A 19,563-nucleotide genomic window follows, 5' to 3' on the forward strand; every position below is an offset into this window, starting at 1 on the left:
TGATCTTTACTAGAAATACAGATATCCTTGACCTGTACTATGTGTTTTTTTGTCTAATTTAGAGTCAATATGTAATATGAAGACAGATCCCGTGTTTTGTAGAATCTTGTGGTTAATTTCACAACTTGAAACGATAACTTGCGTGCAAACGTATCAATTTCATAAACCCTTTAGTTGCTTCAATCAAGTCTAGATATAGATCAAAACGGTTCGATACGTCGATATCTAGTTTCATAAAATCCATTTTTAGTGAGTTATGAAATTGATGCAAACGTTTAAATAAATTCGCGAAGTTAACATTTGTCGTCATAATGGGCAAGACCTCATCAATATTTGTAAGTATGTGCATTTTGCATCTCACCCAAGATCGGGCTGATGCAAGTGAAACCGGAAGGGGTATAGACATGAGCAGTATTCCCAAAATCGTCATCCTCGGCGCGGGCTATGGCGGGATTCTGACAGCCCAGCGGCTGCAGAAGGAATTGAACTATAACGAGGCCGACGTCACATTGGTGAATCGGCATGATTATCATTATATTACTACACATCTACATATGCCGGCAGCCGGCACGGATACCATTGAGCATGCAAGAGTGCCCATTTCCAAGCTGATTGATGAGTTCAAGATTGATCTGGTCAAGTCTTCCGTGAAGGAGATTCGTCTGCAGGATCGGAAGATTATTCTGGAGGACGGCACGTTATCCTATGATTATCTGATTATTGGACTAGGCGGTGAGCCTGAGACCTTCGGTATTCCGGGGATGCTCGATCACGCCATGACAATCCGCAGCATTAACTCGGTCAGACTGATTCGAGAACACATCGAATATCAATTTGCGATGTACAAAAACGATAACAAACGAAATCGTATTCGGTTTGTCGTAGGTGGAGCGGGTTTCAGTGGTGTTGAATTCGTAGCTGAACTTGCAGATCGTATTCCACAGCTGTGCAAGGAGTTCGACGTGAATCCGAAACATGTGCACATCTATAATGTAGAGGCAGCGCCTTCGGCCTTGCCTGGATTTGACCCGGAATTGGTAGAACATGCAATGAATGTGCTCAAGAAAAAGGGTGTTACTTTCAAAATTGGTGTTCCAATCAAGCAATGTCTCCCGGACGGGGTTATTGTGGGTGAAGGTGAAAAGCTCGATGCAGCTACAGTCGTATGGACCGGCGGTATTCGCGGTAACTCACTGCTTGAACAGGCAGGTCTTGAAGTGATGCGAGGACGTGTGAAAGTAGACGACTACTTGCGTGCTCCAGGGCATGAGCATGTCTATGTCATTGGTGATAATTCACTTGTCTTCAACGCGGAAGGACGGCCTTATCCGCCAACAGCCCAGATTGCGATGCAGCAGGGTGTGAACTGCGCCAAGAACGTTGTGGCATCCATTCGCAAGAAACAGCCACAACCTTTTGTATTTACGAGCAAAGGCACGGTTGCATCACTGGGTAAAGGTGAAGCTATTGCCGTTGTGGGCGGCAAGAAATACAAGGGCTGGAAAGCGGCTCAGTTGAAGAAGCTGGTAGATCTGCGTTATCTGTTCATCATTGGTGGTATTCCGTTAGTCCTGAAGAAAGGGCGGTTTTTTGGATGAGACATTGCAGTGTTCAGGTCCGGGGACTATTAACACGTGAAGAGCTGGATCGTTACAACGCCCTGATGCAGGTCGGTGGTTATCTGGAGGAACAGGATCAATATGATCTGGCCTACATCGTGCAGAAAGAAGTGGATATTCTCATTATGCCTGCGATTGAGCGGCTTAAAGAGAAGGGTCGTGACCGTGACCGGGCCACAGCCGAATTCCTCGAATCGCTGAAAGCGGTAGATGATGAGGACGAGGATTAGAGACGATATAAGTTGAACTAAAGATGTTTACACATACACTTCAATGACAGAATAACCTTCCAATCGCTGTTATCCCCAGATTTTTTTGATTCCCTTTTGTTAAAGGGAAAATCCGGTGATAAAGGCGAACGCTTCGCTTTTTCAGGTTTTTTCTGTCCTTTCCGTTTTTGTGTAAATAAATAGTTCAAACAATATAGATCTAAATCAAGCTTGAGGTAGTAGAATATAGATAGATAATAAAGCACCGCAGACAGTATCCTTTACAGGAGATGTCGCGGTGCTTTATTGTGTTTTGTACTATTTTTATAGCTTAAGCATGTCTTCCAGTGTTCCTTCGTTCAACAGACTTCCCACATAGAACGAACCGAATTCGCCATAACGGGCGCTAACTTCATCGAAACGCATCTCATAGACAAGTTTCTTGAACTGAAGTGCGTCATCCGCAAATAGCGTAACGCCCCATTCCCAATCGTCGAAACCAACAGAGCCGGTAATGATCTGTTTTACTTTACCCGCATAGCTACGGCCAATCATGCCGTGACTACGCATCATGGTGCGACGCTCGTCCATGGACAGCATGTACCAGTTGTCATTCAGCTCACGTTTTTTGTTCATCGGATAGAAGCAGATGTATTGTCGTTGTGGCAGAACAGGTTTCAGACGGGCGATAATATCCGGATTTTGCATCGGGTCTTCGCCTTCTTTGCCAAGATAGTTGCTCAGTTCCACTACACTGACGTATGAATACGATTTGGTTGTGTATTGGGCAAACATCGTTTTGTTAAACGCGTTCTCAACAGCCTTCAGATCTTCCAGCGTTTCACGCAGGTGCATCATGACGAGGTCTGCTTTTTGACCTACAACCGTATATACAACGGTACTTCCTTTGGATGAATCCTCGACTTCTTTCCATTCTTTCCAGAATTCCTGAAGCTCGTCCAGTGCAACAGCGCGTTCTTCATCATCTGCTGCTTTCCAGGCGGCCCAGTTAATCGAGCGAAAATCATGCAGGGCGTACCAGCCCTCCAGTGTTGATGCGGCTTCGTTCATTGGTTGTGTTCCTCCTGCAAGGTATATTTCCAAATCCCTATAAGAGGTTGTTCAAAAAGTCCGCTTTTGATTACGAATCATGCCTGGTGGCATCATCAGCATCGAATATGGCATTCAGCCGAAATAAGTGGATGCTTACGAAGTATGTTTCCTTCGGAAACATTGTAGTTGCTCACGTAGCTCTATCTACGCTCCGCTGCTCCATTTCTAACTTCATTCCATCTTCTCGGTACTGAAAACCAGTCTTTTTGAACACGCACTATAAGGGACGGGTGAGTGCTTTATCGTTTACATTGTATCCCAACATGAAGCAGAAGGGCAAATGAACAGAGTATAAATATAGGGAAATTTGTCCAGAAAGTTCGTTGCTTCGCCACATTTTTTGCGGTACACTAACTACTATCCAGAAGTGAAACCTGAATGTGTGAAAGAAGAGGTGAATGTCGCCCGATGCAATTTATACCTGTGTTAGTATTGATGGTATTATTTTTCGTTATGATGTTTGGTATCGGTTTCATTCTGAACATGCTGATGAAGACAACCTGGTTTCCTTCCTATCTGTTCATTATTGTAATTCTGCCTATTGTTGTGTACTCTCTATGGGATCAGTCGTCATCTCTGATGTCACATCTGGGTTCTTTCCAGCTTGTAGACTATATGACGGGCATCGCTGGACTGGCTGGTGCGATAATCAGTGGCTGGACGATCCAGAAGTTGCGACTGGGTGGGTACAGAATGTTTTAGATTGTTGGAAAGAGGCAACACATGCCACTGTAATCGCGTGAAAGTCTTGTCTTTGTCGTAAACGCTTACGAGTACAAAGGGAAGGCTTTTTTGCTATTCATTTATATTAGAAGGATTATTGTACACTTGTACTTCATATACATCTGGAGAACATTCTCTTTAGATATTCCCTTGTATTCTGCGGCTACAGCTTTTATAGTATTCTAGCGGCTCTCGACATTTTATTTTAGAAATTTGCTGAATTCGGCGAAAACGTGAATGATGTCGACCTAGGACGAAACGGAACGAGAACAGGCCATCTTTTTACCTGTTTTTGAGCATTTGAGGATCAGACATTTATGATAGAATAGATAAACATACTTTTGGGGAGAAGGAGATCAGGCTATGCGCATGAAGAATCTGCACCATTATACTGAACATCATCGCTACTGCGTATACAGGGAGTTTGGACTTAGCGCCCTGGATGACCGTATGCTTACAGGAGCATATCAGCCCATGGTAGGTGCTTTTGCGGTTGGCTTGTATCGGCTGTTGTTTCAGCATCTTCCCGGTGAACAGGTCGGTTATTCGCCGCTTGAACAGCAACGGAGGCTGTTCATGACACTTGGCTTGGAGCCAAGTGAGAAAGGGCGCAAATATTTGTTAGAGCAGACATCCAAGCTTGAGGCAGTGGGACTACTTCAGACTTCACGGCTATATATACCGGAAAATGATGATTACATCTACGAATATGAGCTGCAACCGCCGCTTTCTCCGGCAGAGTTTTTCCGGACACAGCATTTGACACTGTTGCTTCGTGACAAGATAGGCAAATTCGCCGTACTTTCCTTGCGTTCCGGTTTCTCGGCAGTGGAAAATGGGGACGCGCCTTATCCGGCAGCCAATAAAGAGAATATTTCCGTTCCCTTTTACGATATATTTGAATTGAATACCCATGTAATTGATTACGAGTTGGAGCAAGCATTGTCGGAAGTATCAACTACGGCCCAGCGGACAGGCACGAATGATACAGCGGAAGAAAATAGTTTGAACTATGCCGACATTATTTTGCGTTTTCCACGGGAGTCGGTCAATCGTCGTCATGTAGAACAGCTGCGGTTCGATCATGAACAACTGGGCATTGTAAATTATGTAGTAAACAAGTTTAACCTCAGTGTGCAGGATGTATGCCGTCTGCTGGATGAAGATGATATCTTCAGTCCACAGGGCCAGCTGATTCTGGATGATCTTCAGCATAAGGCGAGCATGCAGTTCAGGCAGACCAAGAAGCGCCATGAGCAACAGACTGTACAGGCAGCCAAGGTCGTGGCACTGAGACAACATATGGAGGAGCCTGAACGGAAAGAGGACTCTGGTGAACCACCTGTTGAGCATGGAGTGCAGATGGAGTACTACGTCGAAGTGCCTCCACAATTTATGACCAAGTGTGATATTCATCAATACAATATGATGTTGCGGAATGAGCCGTATACGCGTCTGCTGCAGACGTTCTTCCCTGGTGCAGTACCGGACAATCTGATCGATATATTTGAGAAAATTGATCTGAGTTACAAGTTGCCTGGTGAAGTCATCAATGTATTGATTCATTATTTGATGGCATTGCTTGTATCCGGCGGCGAGCAGCGGATTAACCGTAACTTCGTTGAGGCGATCGCCTCCAACATGTTGCTCAAGCAGGTTAACTCCTACGAGAAAGCTGTTCAATATATTCGTGATCAGGCCAAGGTCAAAGGCAAACAGGCTGCTGGTGCAGCTGGAACCCGTACCCGTACATACGGCAAAGGAACCAAAGCCAAGCCCGAAATTCCGATTGTACAAGACATAAGCACCGATGGAGATGCCGTATCCGAGGAAGAGTTCGAAGAGATGATGCGGTTTGCCCAGCAGATGCAGGCGAGTAAACAAAAAGGAACTTCTTAAATATTTATTATATAGCAAAAAGGCGAGTCCCCCGATTAATGGAGACTCGCCTTTCTGCTATATAAGTTGAACTGAAGAAACGTATTTTACGTTTAATCCATTTTTTTTATTATTTTGTAGGATATTTATCTAATTTAAACCACTGCTGAAATTCCTTTTTTGTGATTCTTTTTACAGGCTTAACTTTTTTGCTTCCTGTATCGTATCTGAAAAGAATCCATTGATCTGAAGGATACTCACTAATGTAATCCATATTTTCTCCGTTCTTATGCCATAAAATTAAACCGGTACTAATATAGTTGGTTGCCCGAGGGAGATAAATAAAACGGTCTTTCTTAGTATCGTACATTGCCAAAGTGCTTTTCTCCGTATTTCCATAAGAAAATGCAATAATGTTTTCTTTTGGTGACCAATTATATGATGAAATGGTTTCTACATTTTGTTTACCTGCTTTTTCAAGACGTTCGTTTATAATCGTGTACTTTCCTGTTTTAAGGTTCATGAGAATGAGGTTGCTGCCAGCACTTTTTTCTACTTGGATAGTAATCCATTCATTCGATGGAGATACAGCAACACTAGTGATATCCAATAATCTAACTTCAAAATCTCCCGTTTGTAGGGTGTGCTTTTCTTTACCATGAGTAACTACAATGGTGTCAATGATGTTTTGCTCGAAATCAGCAGCATCTTGCTTTAAGGTGTTCGCGGTTATCGTGATGTCGTCACCTCTCCAGACAATTTTGTTTGAGCCTTTTGTTTTTTCAAACTTAGATATACTCTGGTATGTCGAAGAGTTCACAGATGTTGAGTTAGCAGCAATATGTGCTATTTTATCTGAAGTATGAAGTGAAGATGATGCAGTTGATAACGTGCCTAAGCTACCTAAAACAATGACGCTTGATAATAAAACATTGGTGTATTTCATTATTATCTCTCCTTCATTTTGGGAAGGCGGTTACATGATGTGATTCCCTCCAGAACTATTCCAATCTTTGCTTATCATTATAAATTTGTAAAGATATGAAATCATAGAGATGATATGAAATGAGATTTCAAAAAGGGTGATTAGTCCTGTAAGTAACAAACCTGAAAGGTTGAATACATATTTATTTTATATTTATGTGGCCTTCTGATCCTCTCTGGTGTCTAATTCATTGTAAATCAAGAGGAGGTTCTTACCATGTCAGGAGCTCATGACACAAAACCTGTTTATCCGGATAAACAGGAACGTATCACTAACTTTGAAAACACTTATGAGCTGTATCGTCAAAGAATTTGCAACTACTTTTCCCTGAAATTGAACCCGATGGTTGCAGATGATTTGACTCAACAGGTGTTTTTAAAAGCAGTCGAGAATCTTCACCGATTCCAAGGGAAATCAAATTTATTTACATGGATATTCAAGATTGCTCAGAATACAGTGAAAAACGAATATCGAAGATTATCGCGAAAAAAAGAAACGCCGTTTGATTTTACGGGATATGAATCACAGTCGATCTCCCTTGAATTTACGAAGTATGTTGATTTTCGAATTGATATCGGAGTTGCGCTGAAAAAGTTAAATGAAACCGACCAGGAAATCATTGCATTACGCTTTTTTGTGGACTGCACATTGCTTGAAATTTCTAAGATTGTCGGGATGCGTGAGAGTGCAGTAAAGAACAGACTCTATAGAGCTTTGGAAAAACTTAAAAAGGAACTGAAAGAATGGGGAGGCGTTACGATCATGTCTATTCAAGATTTGATTTCAATTGTTAATAAGGGTGAAAACGAGGGATTGAACAATACGCCTAATAAAGTACACCATGATTTGTTCAATGAACTAAGTGATCATATTGAACGAATCTCGTTAAAGTACAATTATCATCCATCGCGAAAAGTAACGATTGAAGTATATCCTGATATGCCATCGTTTCACCAAGCGGTCGGAGAAGCAGATGCTCCGAATTGGTTCATGGGTACCTATGAAGGGAGTATTCTTAAAATTGTATCTCCATTAAATCCAGGACCGGAGCATACCTATCAATCGATTCTTAAAGGTACGGTTCACTTGTTCACCATGTGGCTAATAAGTGAAATCAATCCGAAGGCTCCGAAATGGATAAGGCAAGGAATTGGTGGATATGAAGCCAAGCTGATGACTCAGGACTATATTGAAGGTACAACAGAAGAGGCTATCCACAATTTAGAGATCCCAACGTTCGAACAATTAGATAATGATACCTGGGATTTCGAAACGATGAAGGGTTTTCAGTTTTCGTTCCTATTTGTGGAGTTTGTTGTTCAACAATATGGAATAGACCAGTTAAACAAATTGATCCGTGACCCTCAGGATTTTAATGGTATCTTTCAATGTTCCGAGAAGGAATTGCATCAGAAGATGGTAGAGTTTATAAGTAAGTAACCCATACAAAAATGTATGTTGCCCGGGGGAAGAACCGGGCCTTTTTTAACGGGGTTATAGTTATGTTAAATGTACTATCAATTAATTGGATTATTTTGTACAATGCATATAAAAAGAGGTTGTCTATGAATCCTATGGATGAATGTAAATAATACATATGGAGGTAATTAAGTTTGAAAACTCACTACTATTTCAGTTGGTTTAATCATTTTTTTCCTGAGAAGCTGGTCCATTGTTTGCAGGAGGATATACAAGACAGAAAATCGCTTGTTATGATTAGTGCTAATCCGTCTGGTTATAAAGATGAGCAAGTTAACTTTGATGATATTTCTGAATGGACATGGTTGAATGAGGCTAACATTATTTTTGATGAATATCATTTCATCGATTACCGTATGCAGAAAGAAGATGCTCAGCGATTCATTCAGAACGCTTCTGTCATTTTTTTATGTGGTGGATATCCTGTTTTGCAGAATGATTTTTTGGCGGAATATGAATTATCCAATGTTATTAAGAATAGCAATGCCATTATAATGGGTGCAAGCGCCGGTGCGTTAAACATGGCTGCAAAATGGTTAAGCTTGAATAACACTGATGAAGTTGAAACAAGTACTATTTATGATGGTATTGGCTTTGATCATTTTGCCTACGAATCTCATTCTCAACGCGATTACGCCACGTTTGTTCAAGGCTACCTGTTCCCCTTGTCTAAAGAGATTGATATTTATGCGGCAGAACAGGAGAGCGCTATACGTGTAAAGGACGGCAAAATAGAAATAATGGGACCTGTATATTTAATTTCCCACTCAAAGATTCAGAAGTTGGTTGAGACGCTCTAATTAGGGTGAGTGGCTGTGACCTTACATAAGTAATTCCTTTTGATGTATAAAATCATGGCTAATAGGCGAATTATCTCAGGTCTCCTTTCTATGAGTTTGTAAATAGATGCAATCTTAATATTCCTAGGACCTAAAGTCGGCAGGGTGTCAGAGTGATCAGTTACTTATTTAAACTAGCGGACTGACAATAGGATCGTTGCAAAAATGCTAACGATCCTTTTTGGTATACCTTTACAGAAAGTAGAGAACACGAAAAATTATATTAGGATGATGAGCTCCTTATTAAGCTAACGGGCAGGATAGTTTAATGAAACTATGAGTTGCAATTTGAAGAGGGTTTCAACCACAATTAGATGTACATAAATAAGTTCCTGAACTAATATTCATTGTAGGAGGTGAACGATGATAAATATTAAGAGGGTCGGGGAGATCATAGCAAGAAACCGTAAAGAGTTATCCATGACGCAAACACAACTTGGTGAGGTTTTAAAAGTTAGTCATCAGGCTGTTTCAAAGTGGGAGAGAGGTGATTGTTTACCTGATATTGATATATTAGTTCGATTATCCAAGATTTTTAATAATACCGTAGATTATTTCCTAACTCAAGAAGAGAATGATGCTCATGCAACTAGAACGAATATACTTAATAACAAGAATGACATTTGGAAGTCAGTTCTAGAAAAAATAAAAGACCAAATCTCTCAGCCAAGCTTTGATAGGTGGTTTACAAGTGCTACAGCAATTCAAATTGACAACACCCTCATTATTTCAGGTCAAGATCAGTTTGCCACAGACTGGTTATATCAGAGGTACTCCCATATGATTTCAAAAACTATAGATGAAATTAGAGGGGAAAGTGATTTAGAGGTAACCTTTCGCTTTTCTAAAGGTACTGAAAATACAGAACCATAAAGTTTGAGCATTAAGCTAACGGGAAACGTTATACGATTGCGATTAAAAACTACCCATGACGCATATGCGTCATGGGTAGTTTTTAATCATTTCCATACGTTCAGGAGGGGGCCGTGTGAAATAGCGATGTCCTAATCACTTCGTTGGACAGGACAGACAGAGTTTTGTGTAAAAATGGCCACCGTCCGGGAACGACTATTCTTCGTATCATTTCCGAACCGACTTACTTGACCGGCCCCATCCAGGTTGAAATCGTCTTCTGCTGGTGCGGCAACGGCGGTTTCAACTTCCCGTTATCGATCAAATGCTTCAAAATATAAGCGACAAGCCGGCCTCCGCCGGTGTTGCCTCTCACCATGTAAGCAAGCTGCGGCTCCAAATGCTTCGGCTGATTTTGCAGGAACAGCTTGAGCATTTTATCGTAGAGCTTGCCGACAGCAGGCGCATACAGAGCGGACAAATCCGGCATTGCCTTGTTCAACCGATCCAACGTTAGCGGAGAGTCGATCCAGACCGCATTGAACTTGTACCCCTCCTCCGTCTTGCGGATGTACCCCTTCTCCAGCAGGAACGAATATTGCTCGCTGTTCTCTTCGTTGTCGGGCAGTTCTCCTTGTTGGAACGCATGACAAATCTCGACATTCCGGTATTCCAGGGAACGCCAATCCACCTGGCGGTCGCTCCAGTACGTATTGAATTGCCACAAGTATAAGGGGCTGTCTTCGACGTAGCGGAGCGACGGACCGAAGGTGATGTAACTACTCAAATCAAAACCCGGATCGGCATTGCTGCTCGTGTTCAACGCCGCATAGGCAATATACTGACCTCCGTCCTTTCGCATTGGTGCGACCGCATCGAAGTTGTCGCCCGCCGGCATGCTCCGCCAAGATTGCTCCTCGACGTTCTTGGGCAGCAAGGTCCAGAGCAGGAAGTTATAGTCGCCGTCCGGAACGTACACTCCGCTATCCTCGACTTGCCGGCGAACTTCCATTAACGCGTCGAGATGAACATCGGCCACTTCGGCGGCGCAATCTTGCCAGAATTGATGACCAGCTACGGCTAGCTCGAAGAGGTCCCAGACGATGGTATTGCTTTGATATTTGCCGGGAGAGGTTTGGATGAGAAAATTGTAATCGGCCAGGTGCCGGACTTCGCCTTCCAGCAAAGACGGCGGCATTCCGAGCTCCTCCGCGATTTGATGTACAGTACGCGCCTTATGATAAGCCGCGTAAATGATATTTTGCGCCAAGGCGCGTCCAAGAAAATCGTTGGTTTCGCCCAGGCTACCGGCCGAACCGGAATGGCCCATTTCTCCCATGCTGATCGGATTGACACTTAAAGTTCCTGTTGCACGCATACGTTTCATCCCTTTCCGTAACTTCTTTTTGGCCTCGCTCAAATGCCACTTCACCGTGTTGACAGGAATGTTCAGAGCAATCGCGATATCGCCGATTTTAAGCTCGTCGTAGTAATGCATGACCACGATCCTGCGATGGATGTCGGACAGAAACGTGACTTCTCGGCGCAGCTCGCGGTAAGCTTCGGTTACCAGCAACCGGTCAAGCGGCTCTCGGGAAGGGGCGGCCGACAGTTCGGACATGCCGTTGATTTCGATCGCTTGGGGAGCGTGCGCACGCTTTTTCAACCAATTCACCCAAGTGTATCGGGCAACCGTCCAGACGTAAGCGTCAAGGCTTCTAATGTCCCGCACCCCGGAGAAGGATTTTAACAACTGCAACATAATCTCCTGAGCCAGATCCTCCGCCTCGGCCCGCTGCTTGACCCGGTTTAACGCAAAACCGAAAATCGGTTTGACATAGCTCCGAATTGCTTCCGCCGCTTCTTTTCCGTTTTTACCAATTGAATCCATCTTTTGCCTCCATAGTTGCATCTGTAATTCCTGACAATTATATAGTGTGCCAGACGAAATAAAGGTTGGGATTATTTTTTAAAAAATTTGGACGTCCTACCGGGTGACTCATACACGTATAATTACAAACATCAACATCATGAGTAGGTCATTTAAATGGTTAAAGAGACGTTATGAATTTTTTGTTAAACGAGATGAAGATTACTTTAGATGTAAAGGACTCACTTTTAGTATATAAAGATACTTCTTTTCCGTTCAACTATGGGAGGATACAAACTAGGAGCACGAGCCGAAGTTCTTCTTCGGGTACTTGGGGTACTCCTTCGTTCCGTAGTTAACAGGAGTGGTCTCGATTAATTATTCAAATGCATAATTGAGGTTCATTATACTAACGAGAAACGTTAGTTTAATGCTCAAAGAATCGACGTAATCAACTGCGGTTTAGAACTAACGGATGACAATAGGGATCGTTGCAAAATGCTAAGGATCCTTATTGGTATACCTTTAGGGGGGGATGTACTCCAGAAAATACGGACAAAAAAAGCCCAAAAGGGCTACTTCGATAATTGTCATAGTAAACTTTTCCTAGTACTCTAACTGGAAAAAAATTACATACTTAACTTTCCCTTGTAGGAGTATGAGTAGCAACTTTCCATTTACCTTCCTCATAGGTTAAAGTTATTTTTGCAGAGAGCGACCCCTCATTGGCACGATACTTACTGACCTCTATGGCAATGTTATTATCTGATTGCTTCTCCTGCTTTTCAATTTTCAGTAAAATCCCTTTTAGCGTATTATCAGACCGTTCAGACTGTCCTTCTTCAATCAATTCTTCATAGGTTAGGTTATAAATTTTTACGTTATATTTGCTGTGAAGGTAATCCTCAATGCTTTTCTTATCAGAATCCTTTAATGGAATTCCTTTATCAAAATCTAATGAGATATACTCCATGTTTTCATTAAGAGCCGTATCTGTTGAAATTAACTCCTCCAACGCCATACGATAAGGTTCACCTGGTTCATTCTGCTGACTAGAGCCAGTAACACCACCTGCGCAAGCTGATAGTAAAAATAACGCTACAACACTGAGAATAAAATGCATTTTCTTTAACTTTATGACAATACCCTCCTTGGTACTCGTTTCCTAAATAAACGTAATGATAACGAGAAATGTTGGATTTCAGTATAAAAAGCAGTCCAATTTGATCTGCCTAATTAAGCTAGCGAGTAGGTTAACGGCAAGGATCGTCTGTGGGCAGAACTGTAATATCAGCAGAATTTATGAGTTTAATAGGGGATAATGATTACTTATTATTCCATTTATATGCTACTCTCTTTTTATTCCATAGTTTTCTTAACGGAGAAATGGAAATTTAAATGTTGGGGGTAATTGCTTGCTTCTATCCGAACGATTGCCAATTGTAGCAAGTCTGTACCCTGAGGAACCTGCGTTAATGAGACATGGGCAAACGATGAGTTATGGGGAGCTTTACGGTCTGGTTGAAAGATTCAGTCATACCCTGTATGTTGAAGGACTCCGGGCCGGTGATCGTATTGCCCTTTTAGGTGATCCAGATCCCCAGCTCGTTGTTGCGTTTTATGCAGCAGTTGGGATCGGCGCTATACCACTCGTTCCTTCTCCTATGCTAACAGTGCCTGAACTCGCTGCCATATTTCAGGATGCAGAACCCCATATGGTTATTCATGATGACCAACATGCTAAAGTAGCTATTGCCACGGTAAAGCTTCTTGGGTATTGTCCAAAACTGTTTACGACAGACGAAGAAGGGACGAATAGCAGTTCGCTCGCTGCTCTTTTACAGCAGGAACCTGCGTTCTCTCCAAAAGACCATTCCAAACGAAGTGTAGACGATACGGCAGTCCTGATTTATACGGGTGGGACAACTGGTCGGCCAAAAGGGGTCATGCATTCGCATCGCGGAATGGCTGCTTGGAATCAACTTACGCCTTCTGCAGGCTTCGGTCATGATCTCAAGCGTCGTGTGTTAGTGCTCAACTTATCCCATCTGGTGGGTCAGTTCCAGTTGTGGGCGACCATGGCTGCTGGAGGCTGTCTTGTATTCCTAGACGAATACCCGGCGGATGTACACCGCATTATAGACGTCGTTGAACGTGATCAGATTACACAACTCAGCACAGTAGGCCAACTGCTACGTGATCTTACCCGCGAGGCATCCGTAGGAAGTAGAAACTTGAAGAGTCTATCGCTTATTGGCTGCGGAGGGTCCATCATTTCCCCGGATACACTACAGGAGGTCGTATCTCAATTTCCTGAAGTTATCATTGTGAACAACTACTCACAGGCGGAATGTGGAATGTCCATAAGCCGCCTTTTTCCTGCTCAGCATATGGGCAATCCTCATCGCCTTCGATCCGTAGGTCGTCCTGCTGACTTGGCTGCCCAAAGTGAGCAGGCCTTTGAAGTTCGGATATTAGATACGGACGGAAGTGAGACAGTTACGGGCGAGGCTGGAGAAATCGTTGTTCGAGGTGCACAGACCATGCTGGGGTATTGGCGCCAGTTGGAGATTACTGCCGAGACCATGTCCGATGGCTGGATTCGAACTGGGGATGTCGGTTGTCTGGATGCCGAAGGTTACCTTTATGTGTTTGATCGCTTGAAGGATATGATTATTGTGGGCGGTTCCAATGTGTTCTGTGCCGAAGTGGAGCATGTTATTGTGAGCCATGAGTCGGTAAGCGAGGCGGCCGTAATTGGACATCCTCTTCCTGACGAAGGAGAGGAACTCGTCGCTTTCATCGTGTTACAGGATGGTGAAAGTATGGATCTGACGCGGGTGCGGGCGTTTTGTAGGCCACACCTTGCTCCGTACAAATGGCCGACTCAACTGTTCATTGTGGATACTTTGCCCAGAACAGCCGTGGATAAAATAGACAAAAAGCAGTTGCGCAAGCATCTATCCTCAATTTCATCCGAGGACTATGCTAACGGGAATGCTGTTTAATAGCTGTTGGGCAGAATAATTATTGTTAGATCAACAAAAACAGCCCTTCAACTTCCTTTTGGAAGTGAAGGGCTGTTTTTATCTCAACTGGTATGCAGGCGGGCACGAAAATACCTCGTAGTGTTACCTCAAAATCGTAGTGGCCTGATTACCCGCATAATCCTCAATGACCAGCTTCAAAGAGCTGTTGCTGGACGCTGGCGTGAAGGTCAGTTCACTCAGCTTTGTTCTTCCCCGAATGATATACGGGAATTTTTGCGATACGTAAGTGACTCCGAACTCGCGTGCCACCCCATTTTCATAAACATAAATCTTGTACCAGTCCTCCAGATCCGGGAGGGCAAGTGTGTACTTTCCATCTTTTACCGTGACCTTTTCCTTGGCGTATGGTGTAATCTGAAGATCTGCGAGCTGTCCGGTATGGGTTACCGGGTTCTGCCCGCCAATGGCGATGTTCAGCACGTAATGCTCACCATTGGTCGGAAGTCCGGTCAGGACGGCAGATTGTTTTCCTTTTTTGACCTGAAGCGACTTGGTGAAAGGCTCTTTTGTGTATTCTGTTTCTAGTGTGAGTTGAATAGACTTGTTGCCTTTTCCTTTGTCTTTATTTTTATCCTTGTCCTTATCCGTATTCTTATCTTTGTCTTTGCCCGTATCTTTCGCTTTCTTCGGGTTTTTCCAGCTTACAATAGCATCGCCATTCTTTTTGAATTTCACATCAATATCCTGAACGGCTGCATTCAGATCGTAAGGCAGGACGGTTGCTTCACTTTCGGTACCGTCTGCACCAACCGCACGTATAGACAGTTCACCAGATGGCTGTTTTAGCGATTTGATATAAAAAGTGGAATCATACACGCCGCCTACATAGGCGCCATTTTCATATAAATTGTATTGTTTGACCTCTGAATAGTCCTTCATGTCCCATGCAACAACCAGTTCGTCGGTGTTGGTCAGTGCTTTGGCAATATGGAATCGGGTCGGTGCATCCGGTACAGCCGCTGAACCGTCGGACATGCGGATCTCGCCTATATTCATCTGGTAATTCTCAATCTCCTTGCCATTCGGGTCGAAGGATAATCCCATAGCGGCAATGGTTTTGCCATGATATGCACTCAAATCCAGCGAAGTTGTCTTCCAACCTGTAGTATGCTGGCCTGACTGAGGCACTTCCACATTGACCACGTTGAATGGATCATCTTCGAAGATCAACCCAACATGCAGGGAGGAAGCGTCACTAGTCGACGGTTTGTTATACGTCAGTTCCAGTTTCGATTGCCCGTTGACGGACAGGTCGGTCTTGTACAGGCGCAGGAAGTTCTCCGCGTTCAGTGTGCCGTTCACCACGAGAGAGCTGCCGCCATTAAACGCGCCAATGGAGTCATAGTTGTACCTTGCGCCTTTCTCATAAGAGGGACCATAGTCAAAATCAACACTGAGCTTGTCGCCTTCACTATCCATCCACCATTGCCAAGTGACAGGGATATCCTGAATGTTGATATTGGACCATTCTTTATCGTTCGAGACAGCACCGTCTTCATAATATTTCAGGCCGTGGCCCGTATTGAAGTTGGTCGCAAAATTGGAGCCGTTGATGACGGATCGCTCGGTAAGATAAGCGGCAATTCCATCCCAATTTGCACCAGAAGCATACACATCCGACAGATCAGCAGACGCATTACGACGTGCATCTGTCGGGTCTTGATTTGGACCAGACCACCAGGCACGATCACGTACAAAGGTCATCCACTGGTACTCATCCTCAGCTCGGTGATTGGTGCTGCCATCGCCCATCTCTTCATCCAGAGCGTTGTGGGTGAAGTCGGCACCCAGTGTCGCAATGCTATTCATCGGTTGACCGTTCTCATCCAGGTTATGGCGCAGGTCATAGGATTGCTTCCAGCGGCCGAATTTGTCATGTCCACCTTCGACACCAGCAAATACGGTTTCCAGTGGATCCAGTCCCAAGCTAAGGGCATGATCACGGGAATCGCGGAGCATCTTGTGGTTCCATACATAGTTCAGGAAGATGGAATCCGAGACTCTGCCGAGAACGGAATCTTGTACAAAGGGGCTGTTGAGCCCATTGAATTGGTTCTGGTATTGAATTTTGCCTGTTGTATTGATGGTGGAATCATACCACTGAACGTACAGGCCTTTATCTCTTAGATATTTCATGAATTTCTTGTAGGAAGCGATATCTTCAGGGGCTACACCCCGGGCAACTTCTTCCTGATTGAAGAAATATCCATCGTAGTTGTAGTATTCTGCCATCTCGGCTAGTTTCTCGGCCACAGGGAAATTACCGTTTTCATCCTGGATCAGCATTTGTTTATAGGTTTGTGGCCCACGGTCATTGTCCGAGAAAAAGATGTTGGCAATGGACTTAACGCCGTTCTTGTGGGCTGCATTGGTGTAGGCCGGATTCGGAATGTTCAAAATGCCAAACTCGAAGTATTTCTCCGTCCATTCTTTACTCGGATCGTACAGCTCCTCAGGTACTCCCGCAGAGGCCATGCCGTGCCAATAGCTGTAGTAGTCTGTATATTGCCAATAATTAAATAGATACTGGCTGAATTCATTGGTATAAGGTGTGCTATCGAGGAATGCATTGCCGTAATCGCCACTCATTGTGAATAACTGGGTGTCCGGACTAAGCTCAGGATAAGCCTGTGTGGCAGCGAACGCTTCATTACGGGGCTGCAAGGGAACATGGGCACGAAGTAAATTGCCATGGATATCACTTTCCGGTGTCCAGTTCAGAATCTGGGCCGAGGTGTATCCATGTTGATAGGGCTGATTCACCCCTTTGGCACTTTCACCGGTGTAAGGGAGCGTGTCTCCGGCATAAACGGATGATGCAACAACTTGTCCAAGCAGAGCCGTAGTCAGGACCATGGCAGTGACCTTGGGAATGATGCCTTTTGCTTTGAGTTTGAGTGTCATGCTGTTCCTCCTTCAAGTGGAATGAATGTAAGGTATTCTTTTACACAAAGCTAAACTTATGGTTAACGATAGTGGATGAAAGCGTTTTTAAATAGGGTGAAATTAAAGAAACACAGATATAAACTAAAGAAAAGTTGCAGGTGACAAGTTAATGTCAGAAGCCTGATGGTATAATTCAAGTCAGGAAAACAGCATCGGAGGGAACATGCGAATTGAAAATTGTTAGCGTTTACAATAATTTCTTCAAAAATAATATGTTTATGAAAATGCTCCTGATTTTCTCGATGATATCGATTGTCACGATCATTACATTGTCTTATATCATCTTCCTGTCGGTGTCCGACTCCACGATTCGCCGGGAACTGGCGATCCAGAAAGCGGCGATGGAACATGTGGACCGGTACATTCATCAGCAGTATGAATCGGTACAAAACATGGTGAGGGACATGCATCAGAATGAGGCGCTGTCCGCCAACATTACGTACCTGATGAATCATTCGTACGCTGAATATGTTCAGCACATGACCAATGGATATTACGCCAATCAGGATGACTATTCGGCCGATGTATTGAAACATTTTCAAAATATTATGGATCGCAATTCGCAGATTAATCAACTCATGTTGTATAGTGCAGAACAGCAGGATCTGTCTACCTTTAATCAACACAAGCAGTTCCGCAAGCTGGACGCCAATGTAGCTCATTCCTATATTCCGGACGTGATGGCGATGGAAACGCCCAATATCAGTGCACCCAACTACTGGATTCGCAAAGAGATTAATCAATGGGACCCTGCGCTCTACTCCATCCGCGTACCGATTAACAATACACAGACCCTTCGTAATCTGGGGCAGTTTCTTGTGTTTTTCGAATCGGAGGGGATCGGGAATGCTCTGGATAACTACGAGAGTAATCTCAAGGGAGACATCGTGGTGTTATCGGCCAAAGGCACAGTCCTGTTTGACTCCAACAATCATTATTATGGCAAGCAGTACCCCTACGTGAATGTGGCCGATTCCCTGTTTGATCAGACGGATATGGATTCGATGAAAAAGGAGCAGAACATGTATGTGAACAAGTTTGTCTCCGCCGATCAGGGGTATGTGGTCATTGGCACCGTTCCGGTAGAAGAGATGGCTGAAACCTATGCGGGTATTCGCAATACCATTATCTCGATCAGTATCGTATGTATTTTGTTTGCCGTGCTGGTTCCGGCATTTTTCATTATTAACTTTGCCAAACGAACCCGTCGAATTATTCGCTTCACCCAAAAAGTGAAATATGGCAACTTAACGGCTCGCATCGACGATCCGCGAGATGATGAACTGGGGCAGATCTCACATAGCTTCAACGACATGCTGGATGAGCTGAATCTGTATATTGAACGGGTCTACAAGGCCGAGATCAAACAGAAGGAGACCGAGCTGGTCGCATTACAGGCGCGCATCAACCCTCATTTTCTCTACAATACGCTTGAAGTGATTCGGATGAGGGCGATATCCCAGGGGGCGAGAGATGTTGGCGAGATGATCTATAGTCTATCCGTATTGTTCAAGAGTCTGGTACAGCAAAAGAAAAATTATACGCTGAAGGATGAGATGGAAGCTTGCCGCTTGTATCTGGAGTTATTCCGAATCCGCTACAAGGATATTTTCATATATACGATCCAGATCGATGCTGCATATTATCAACACCCTGTGGTCAAACTTTCGCTTCAACCTATCATTGAGAATTATGTTGTACACGGCATTCAGACAGAACGTTCGGATAACCGATTATCCATTGTTGTGGAAGAGACAGATGATGTGGTGCAAGTGGAAGTCAAAGATAATGGCAAAGGCATTGATCCGGCACGCCTGACGGAAATCCTTGAAGAACTGGAACGTCCTGAAGAGTCTGGTCAGATGTTCGGGCTGCGCAGTGTCCATAGTCGATTGCGCTTCCTGTATGGGCCAGAGTTCGGTATCACCATAGAGAGCACCCTCGGAGAAGGAACACGGATCAGGGTGCGTTATCCACATACAGAAGGGACAGGTGTTTAA

14 protein-coding genes are annotated in these 19,563 nt (G+C 43.9%); 9 read left to right on the top strand and 5 right to left on the bottom strand.

Annotation, left to right across the window (positions count from 1 at the left end; translation table 11 throughout):
* The first annotated feature begins 404 nt into the window (after window positions 1-404).
* Window positions 405-1,598: an NAD(P)/FAD-dependent oxidoreductase gene (locus MHI01_RS24275; RefSeq protein ID WP_036605766.1), complete on the top strand. Its 1,194-nt coding sequence runs from the start codon at window positions 405-407 to the stop codon at window positions 1,596-1,598.
* Entirely contained in the window at window positions 1,595-1,849 is a 255-nt protein-coding gene (locus MHI01_RS24280; protein WP_036605767.1) for a hypothetical protein, read from the top strand. Before MHI01_RS24275 ends, MHI01_RS24280 begins: the two co-directional genes overlap by 4 nt.
* Window positions 1,850-2,152: 303 nt before the next feature.
* On the opposite strand, the gene hemQ is transcribed toward MHI01_RS24280, so the two are convergent.
* On the bottom strand, window positions 2,153-2,899 hold the full coding sequence (gene hemQ, locus MHI01_RS24285) for a hydrogen peroxide-dependent heme synthase (protein WP_036605768.1): 747 nt from the start codon (window positions 2,897-2,899) through the stop codon (window positions 2,153-2,155).
* 450 nt (window positions 2,900-3,349) lie between these two features.
* On the opposite strand from hemQ, the gene MHI01_RS24290 reads away from it, so the two are divergent.
* On the top strand, window positions 3,350-3,643 hold the full coding sequence (locus MHI01_RS24290) for a YuiB family protein (RefSeq protein WP_036673352.1): 294 nt from the start codon (window positions 3,350-3,352) through the stop codon (window positions 3,641-3,643).
* A gap of 384 nt (window positions 3,644-4,027) precedes the next feature.
* Complete coding sequence (locus MHI01_RS24295) at window positions 4,028-5,563, top strand: helicase DnaB (protein ID WP_282320277.1); 1,536 nt, start codon at window positions 4,028-4,030, stop codon at window positions 5,561-5,563.
* A gap of 109 nt (window positions 5,564-5,672) precedes the next feature.
* Here the strand turns inward: MHI01_RS24295 and MHI01_RS24300 are convergent, their stop codons facing one another.
* Window positions 5,673-6,488, bottom strand: a complete 816-nt coding sequence (locus tag MHI01_RS24300) for a hypothetical protein (RefSeq protein ID WP_340984291.1) — start codon at window positions 6,486-6,488, stop codon at window positions 5,673-5,675.
* 255 nt (window positions 6,489-6,743) lie between these two features.
* Between MHI01_RS24300 and MHI01_RS24305 the strand changes: the two genes are divergently transcribed.
* The 3 genes from MHI01_RS24305 (at window position 6,744) to MHI01_RS24315 (ending at window position 9,718) form a co-directional block, all read left to right on the top strand.
* Entirely contained in the window at window positions 6,744-7,967 is a 1,224-nt protein-coding gene (locus MHI01_RS24305; RefSeq protein ID WP_340984293.1) for an RNA polymerase sigma factor, read from the top strand.
* A 173-nt stretch (window positions 7,968-8,140) separates the two neighbouring features.
* A complete protein-coding gene (locus tag MHI01_RS24310; protein ID WP_340984294.1) occupies window positions 8,141-8,806 on the top strand; it encodes a cyanophycinase in 666 nt (221 codons plus the stop codon).
* A 402-nt stretch (window positions 8,807-9,208) separates the two neighbouring features.
* Complete coding sequence (locus MHI01_RS24315; protein WP_340984295.1) at window positions 9,209-9,718, top strand: helix-turn-helix domain-containing protein; 510 nt, start codon at window positions 9,209-9,211, stop codon at window positions 9,716-9,718.
* Between the two features lie 223 nt (window positions 9,719-9,941).
* On the opposite strand, the gene MHI01_RS24320 is transcribed toward MHI01_RS24315, so the two are convergent.
* Both MHI01_RS24320 and MHI01_RS24325 read right to left on the bottom strand, forming a co-directional pair.
* Window positions 9,942-11,588 carry an RNA polymerase sigma factor gene (locus tag MHI01_RS24320; protein ID WP_340984296.1) on the bottom strand — a complete coding sequence of 549 codons (1,647 nt, stop codon included), beginning with the start codon at window positions 11,586-11,588 and terminating at the stop codon, window positions 9,942-9,944.
* Between the two features lie 616 nt (window positions 11,589-12,204).
* Window positions 12,205-12,690, bottom strand: a complete 486-nt coding sequence (locus MHI01_RS24325) for a hypothetical protein (protein WP_340984297.1) — start codon at window positions 12,688-12,690, stop codon at window positions 12,205-12,207.
* Window positions 12,691-12,982: 292 nt separating this feature from the next.
* Here MHI01_RS24325 and MHI01_RS24330 point away from each other — a divergent pair, with 292 nt between their 5' ends.
* Window positions 12,983-14,575, top strand: coding sequence for a class I adenylate-forming enzyme family protein (locus MHI01_RS24330; RefSeq protein ID WP_340984298.1), 1,593 nt, complete (start codon window positions 12,983-12,985; stop codon window positions 14,573-14,575).
* Between the two features lie 123 nt (window positions 14,576-14,698).
* Here MHI01_RS24330 and MHI01_RS24335 read toward each other — a convergent pair whose 3' ends face one another.
* Window positions 14,699-17,521, bottom strand: a complete 2,823-nt coding sequence (locus MHI01_RS24335; protein ID WP_340984299.1) for an endo-beta-N-acetylglucosaminidase — start codon at window positions 17,519-17,521, stop codon at window positions 14,699-14,701.
* 212 nt (window positions 17,522-17,733) lie between these two features.
* Between MHI01_RS24335 and MHI01_RS24340 the strand changes: the two genes are divergently transcribed.
* Window positions 17,734-19,563, top strand: a complete 1,830-nt coding sequence (locus MHI01_RS24340; protein ID WP_445744909.1) for a sensor histidine kinase — start codon at window positions 17,734-17,736, stop codon at window positions 19,561-19,563.

It is taken from the genome of Paenibacillus sp. FSL M7-0656, from assembly GCF_038003225.1.
GTDB classification, from domain to species: Bacteria; Bacillota; Bacilli; order Paenibacillales; family Paenibacillaceae; genus Paenibacillus; species Paenibacillus amylolyticus.

Coding starts and splice junctions, on each gene's coding strand:
- MHI01_RS24275 (WP_036605766.1), top strand. CDS start 405: ATGAGCAGTATTCCCAAAATCGTCATCCTCGGCGCGGGCTATGGCGGG.
- MHI01_RS24280 (WP_036605767.1), top strand. CDS start 1,595: ATGAGACATTGCAGTGTTCAGGTCCGGGGACTATTAACACGTGAAGAG.
- hemQ (WP_036605768.1), bottom strand. CDS start 2,899: ATGAACGAAGCCGCATCAACACTGGAGGGCTGGTACGCCCTGCATGAT.
- MHI01_RS24290 (WP_036673352.1), top strand. CDS start 3,350: ATGCAATTTATACCTGTGTTAGTATTGATGGTATTATTTTTCGTTATG.
- MHI01_RS24295 (WP_282320277.1), top strand. CDS start 4,028: ATGCGCATGAAGAATCTGCACCATTATACTGAACATCATCGCTACTGC.
- MHI01_RS24300 (WP_340984291.1), bottom strand. CDS start 6,488: ATGAAATACACCAATGTTTTATTATCAAGCGTCATTGTTTTAGGTAGC.
- MHI01_RS24305 (WP_340984293.1), top strand. CDS start 6,744: ATGTCAGGAGCTCATGACACAAAACCTGTTTATCCGGATAAACAGGAA.
- MHI01_RS24315 (WP_340984295.1), top strand. CDS start 9,209: ATGATAAATATTAAGAGGGTCGGGGAGATCATAGCAAGAAACCGTAAA.
- MHI01_RS24320 (WP_340984296.1), bottom strand. CDS start 11,588: ATGGATTCAATTGGTAAAAACGGAAAAGAAGCGGCGGAAGCAATTCGG.
- MHI01_RS24325 (WP_340984297.1), bottom strand. CDS start 12,690: ATGCATTTTATTCTCAGTGTTGTAGCGTTATTTTTACTATCAGCTTGC.
- MHI01_RS24335 (WP_340984299.1), bottom strand. CDS start 17,521: ATGACACTCAAACTCAAAGCAAAAGGCATCATTCCCAAGGTCACTGCC.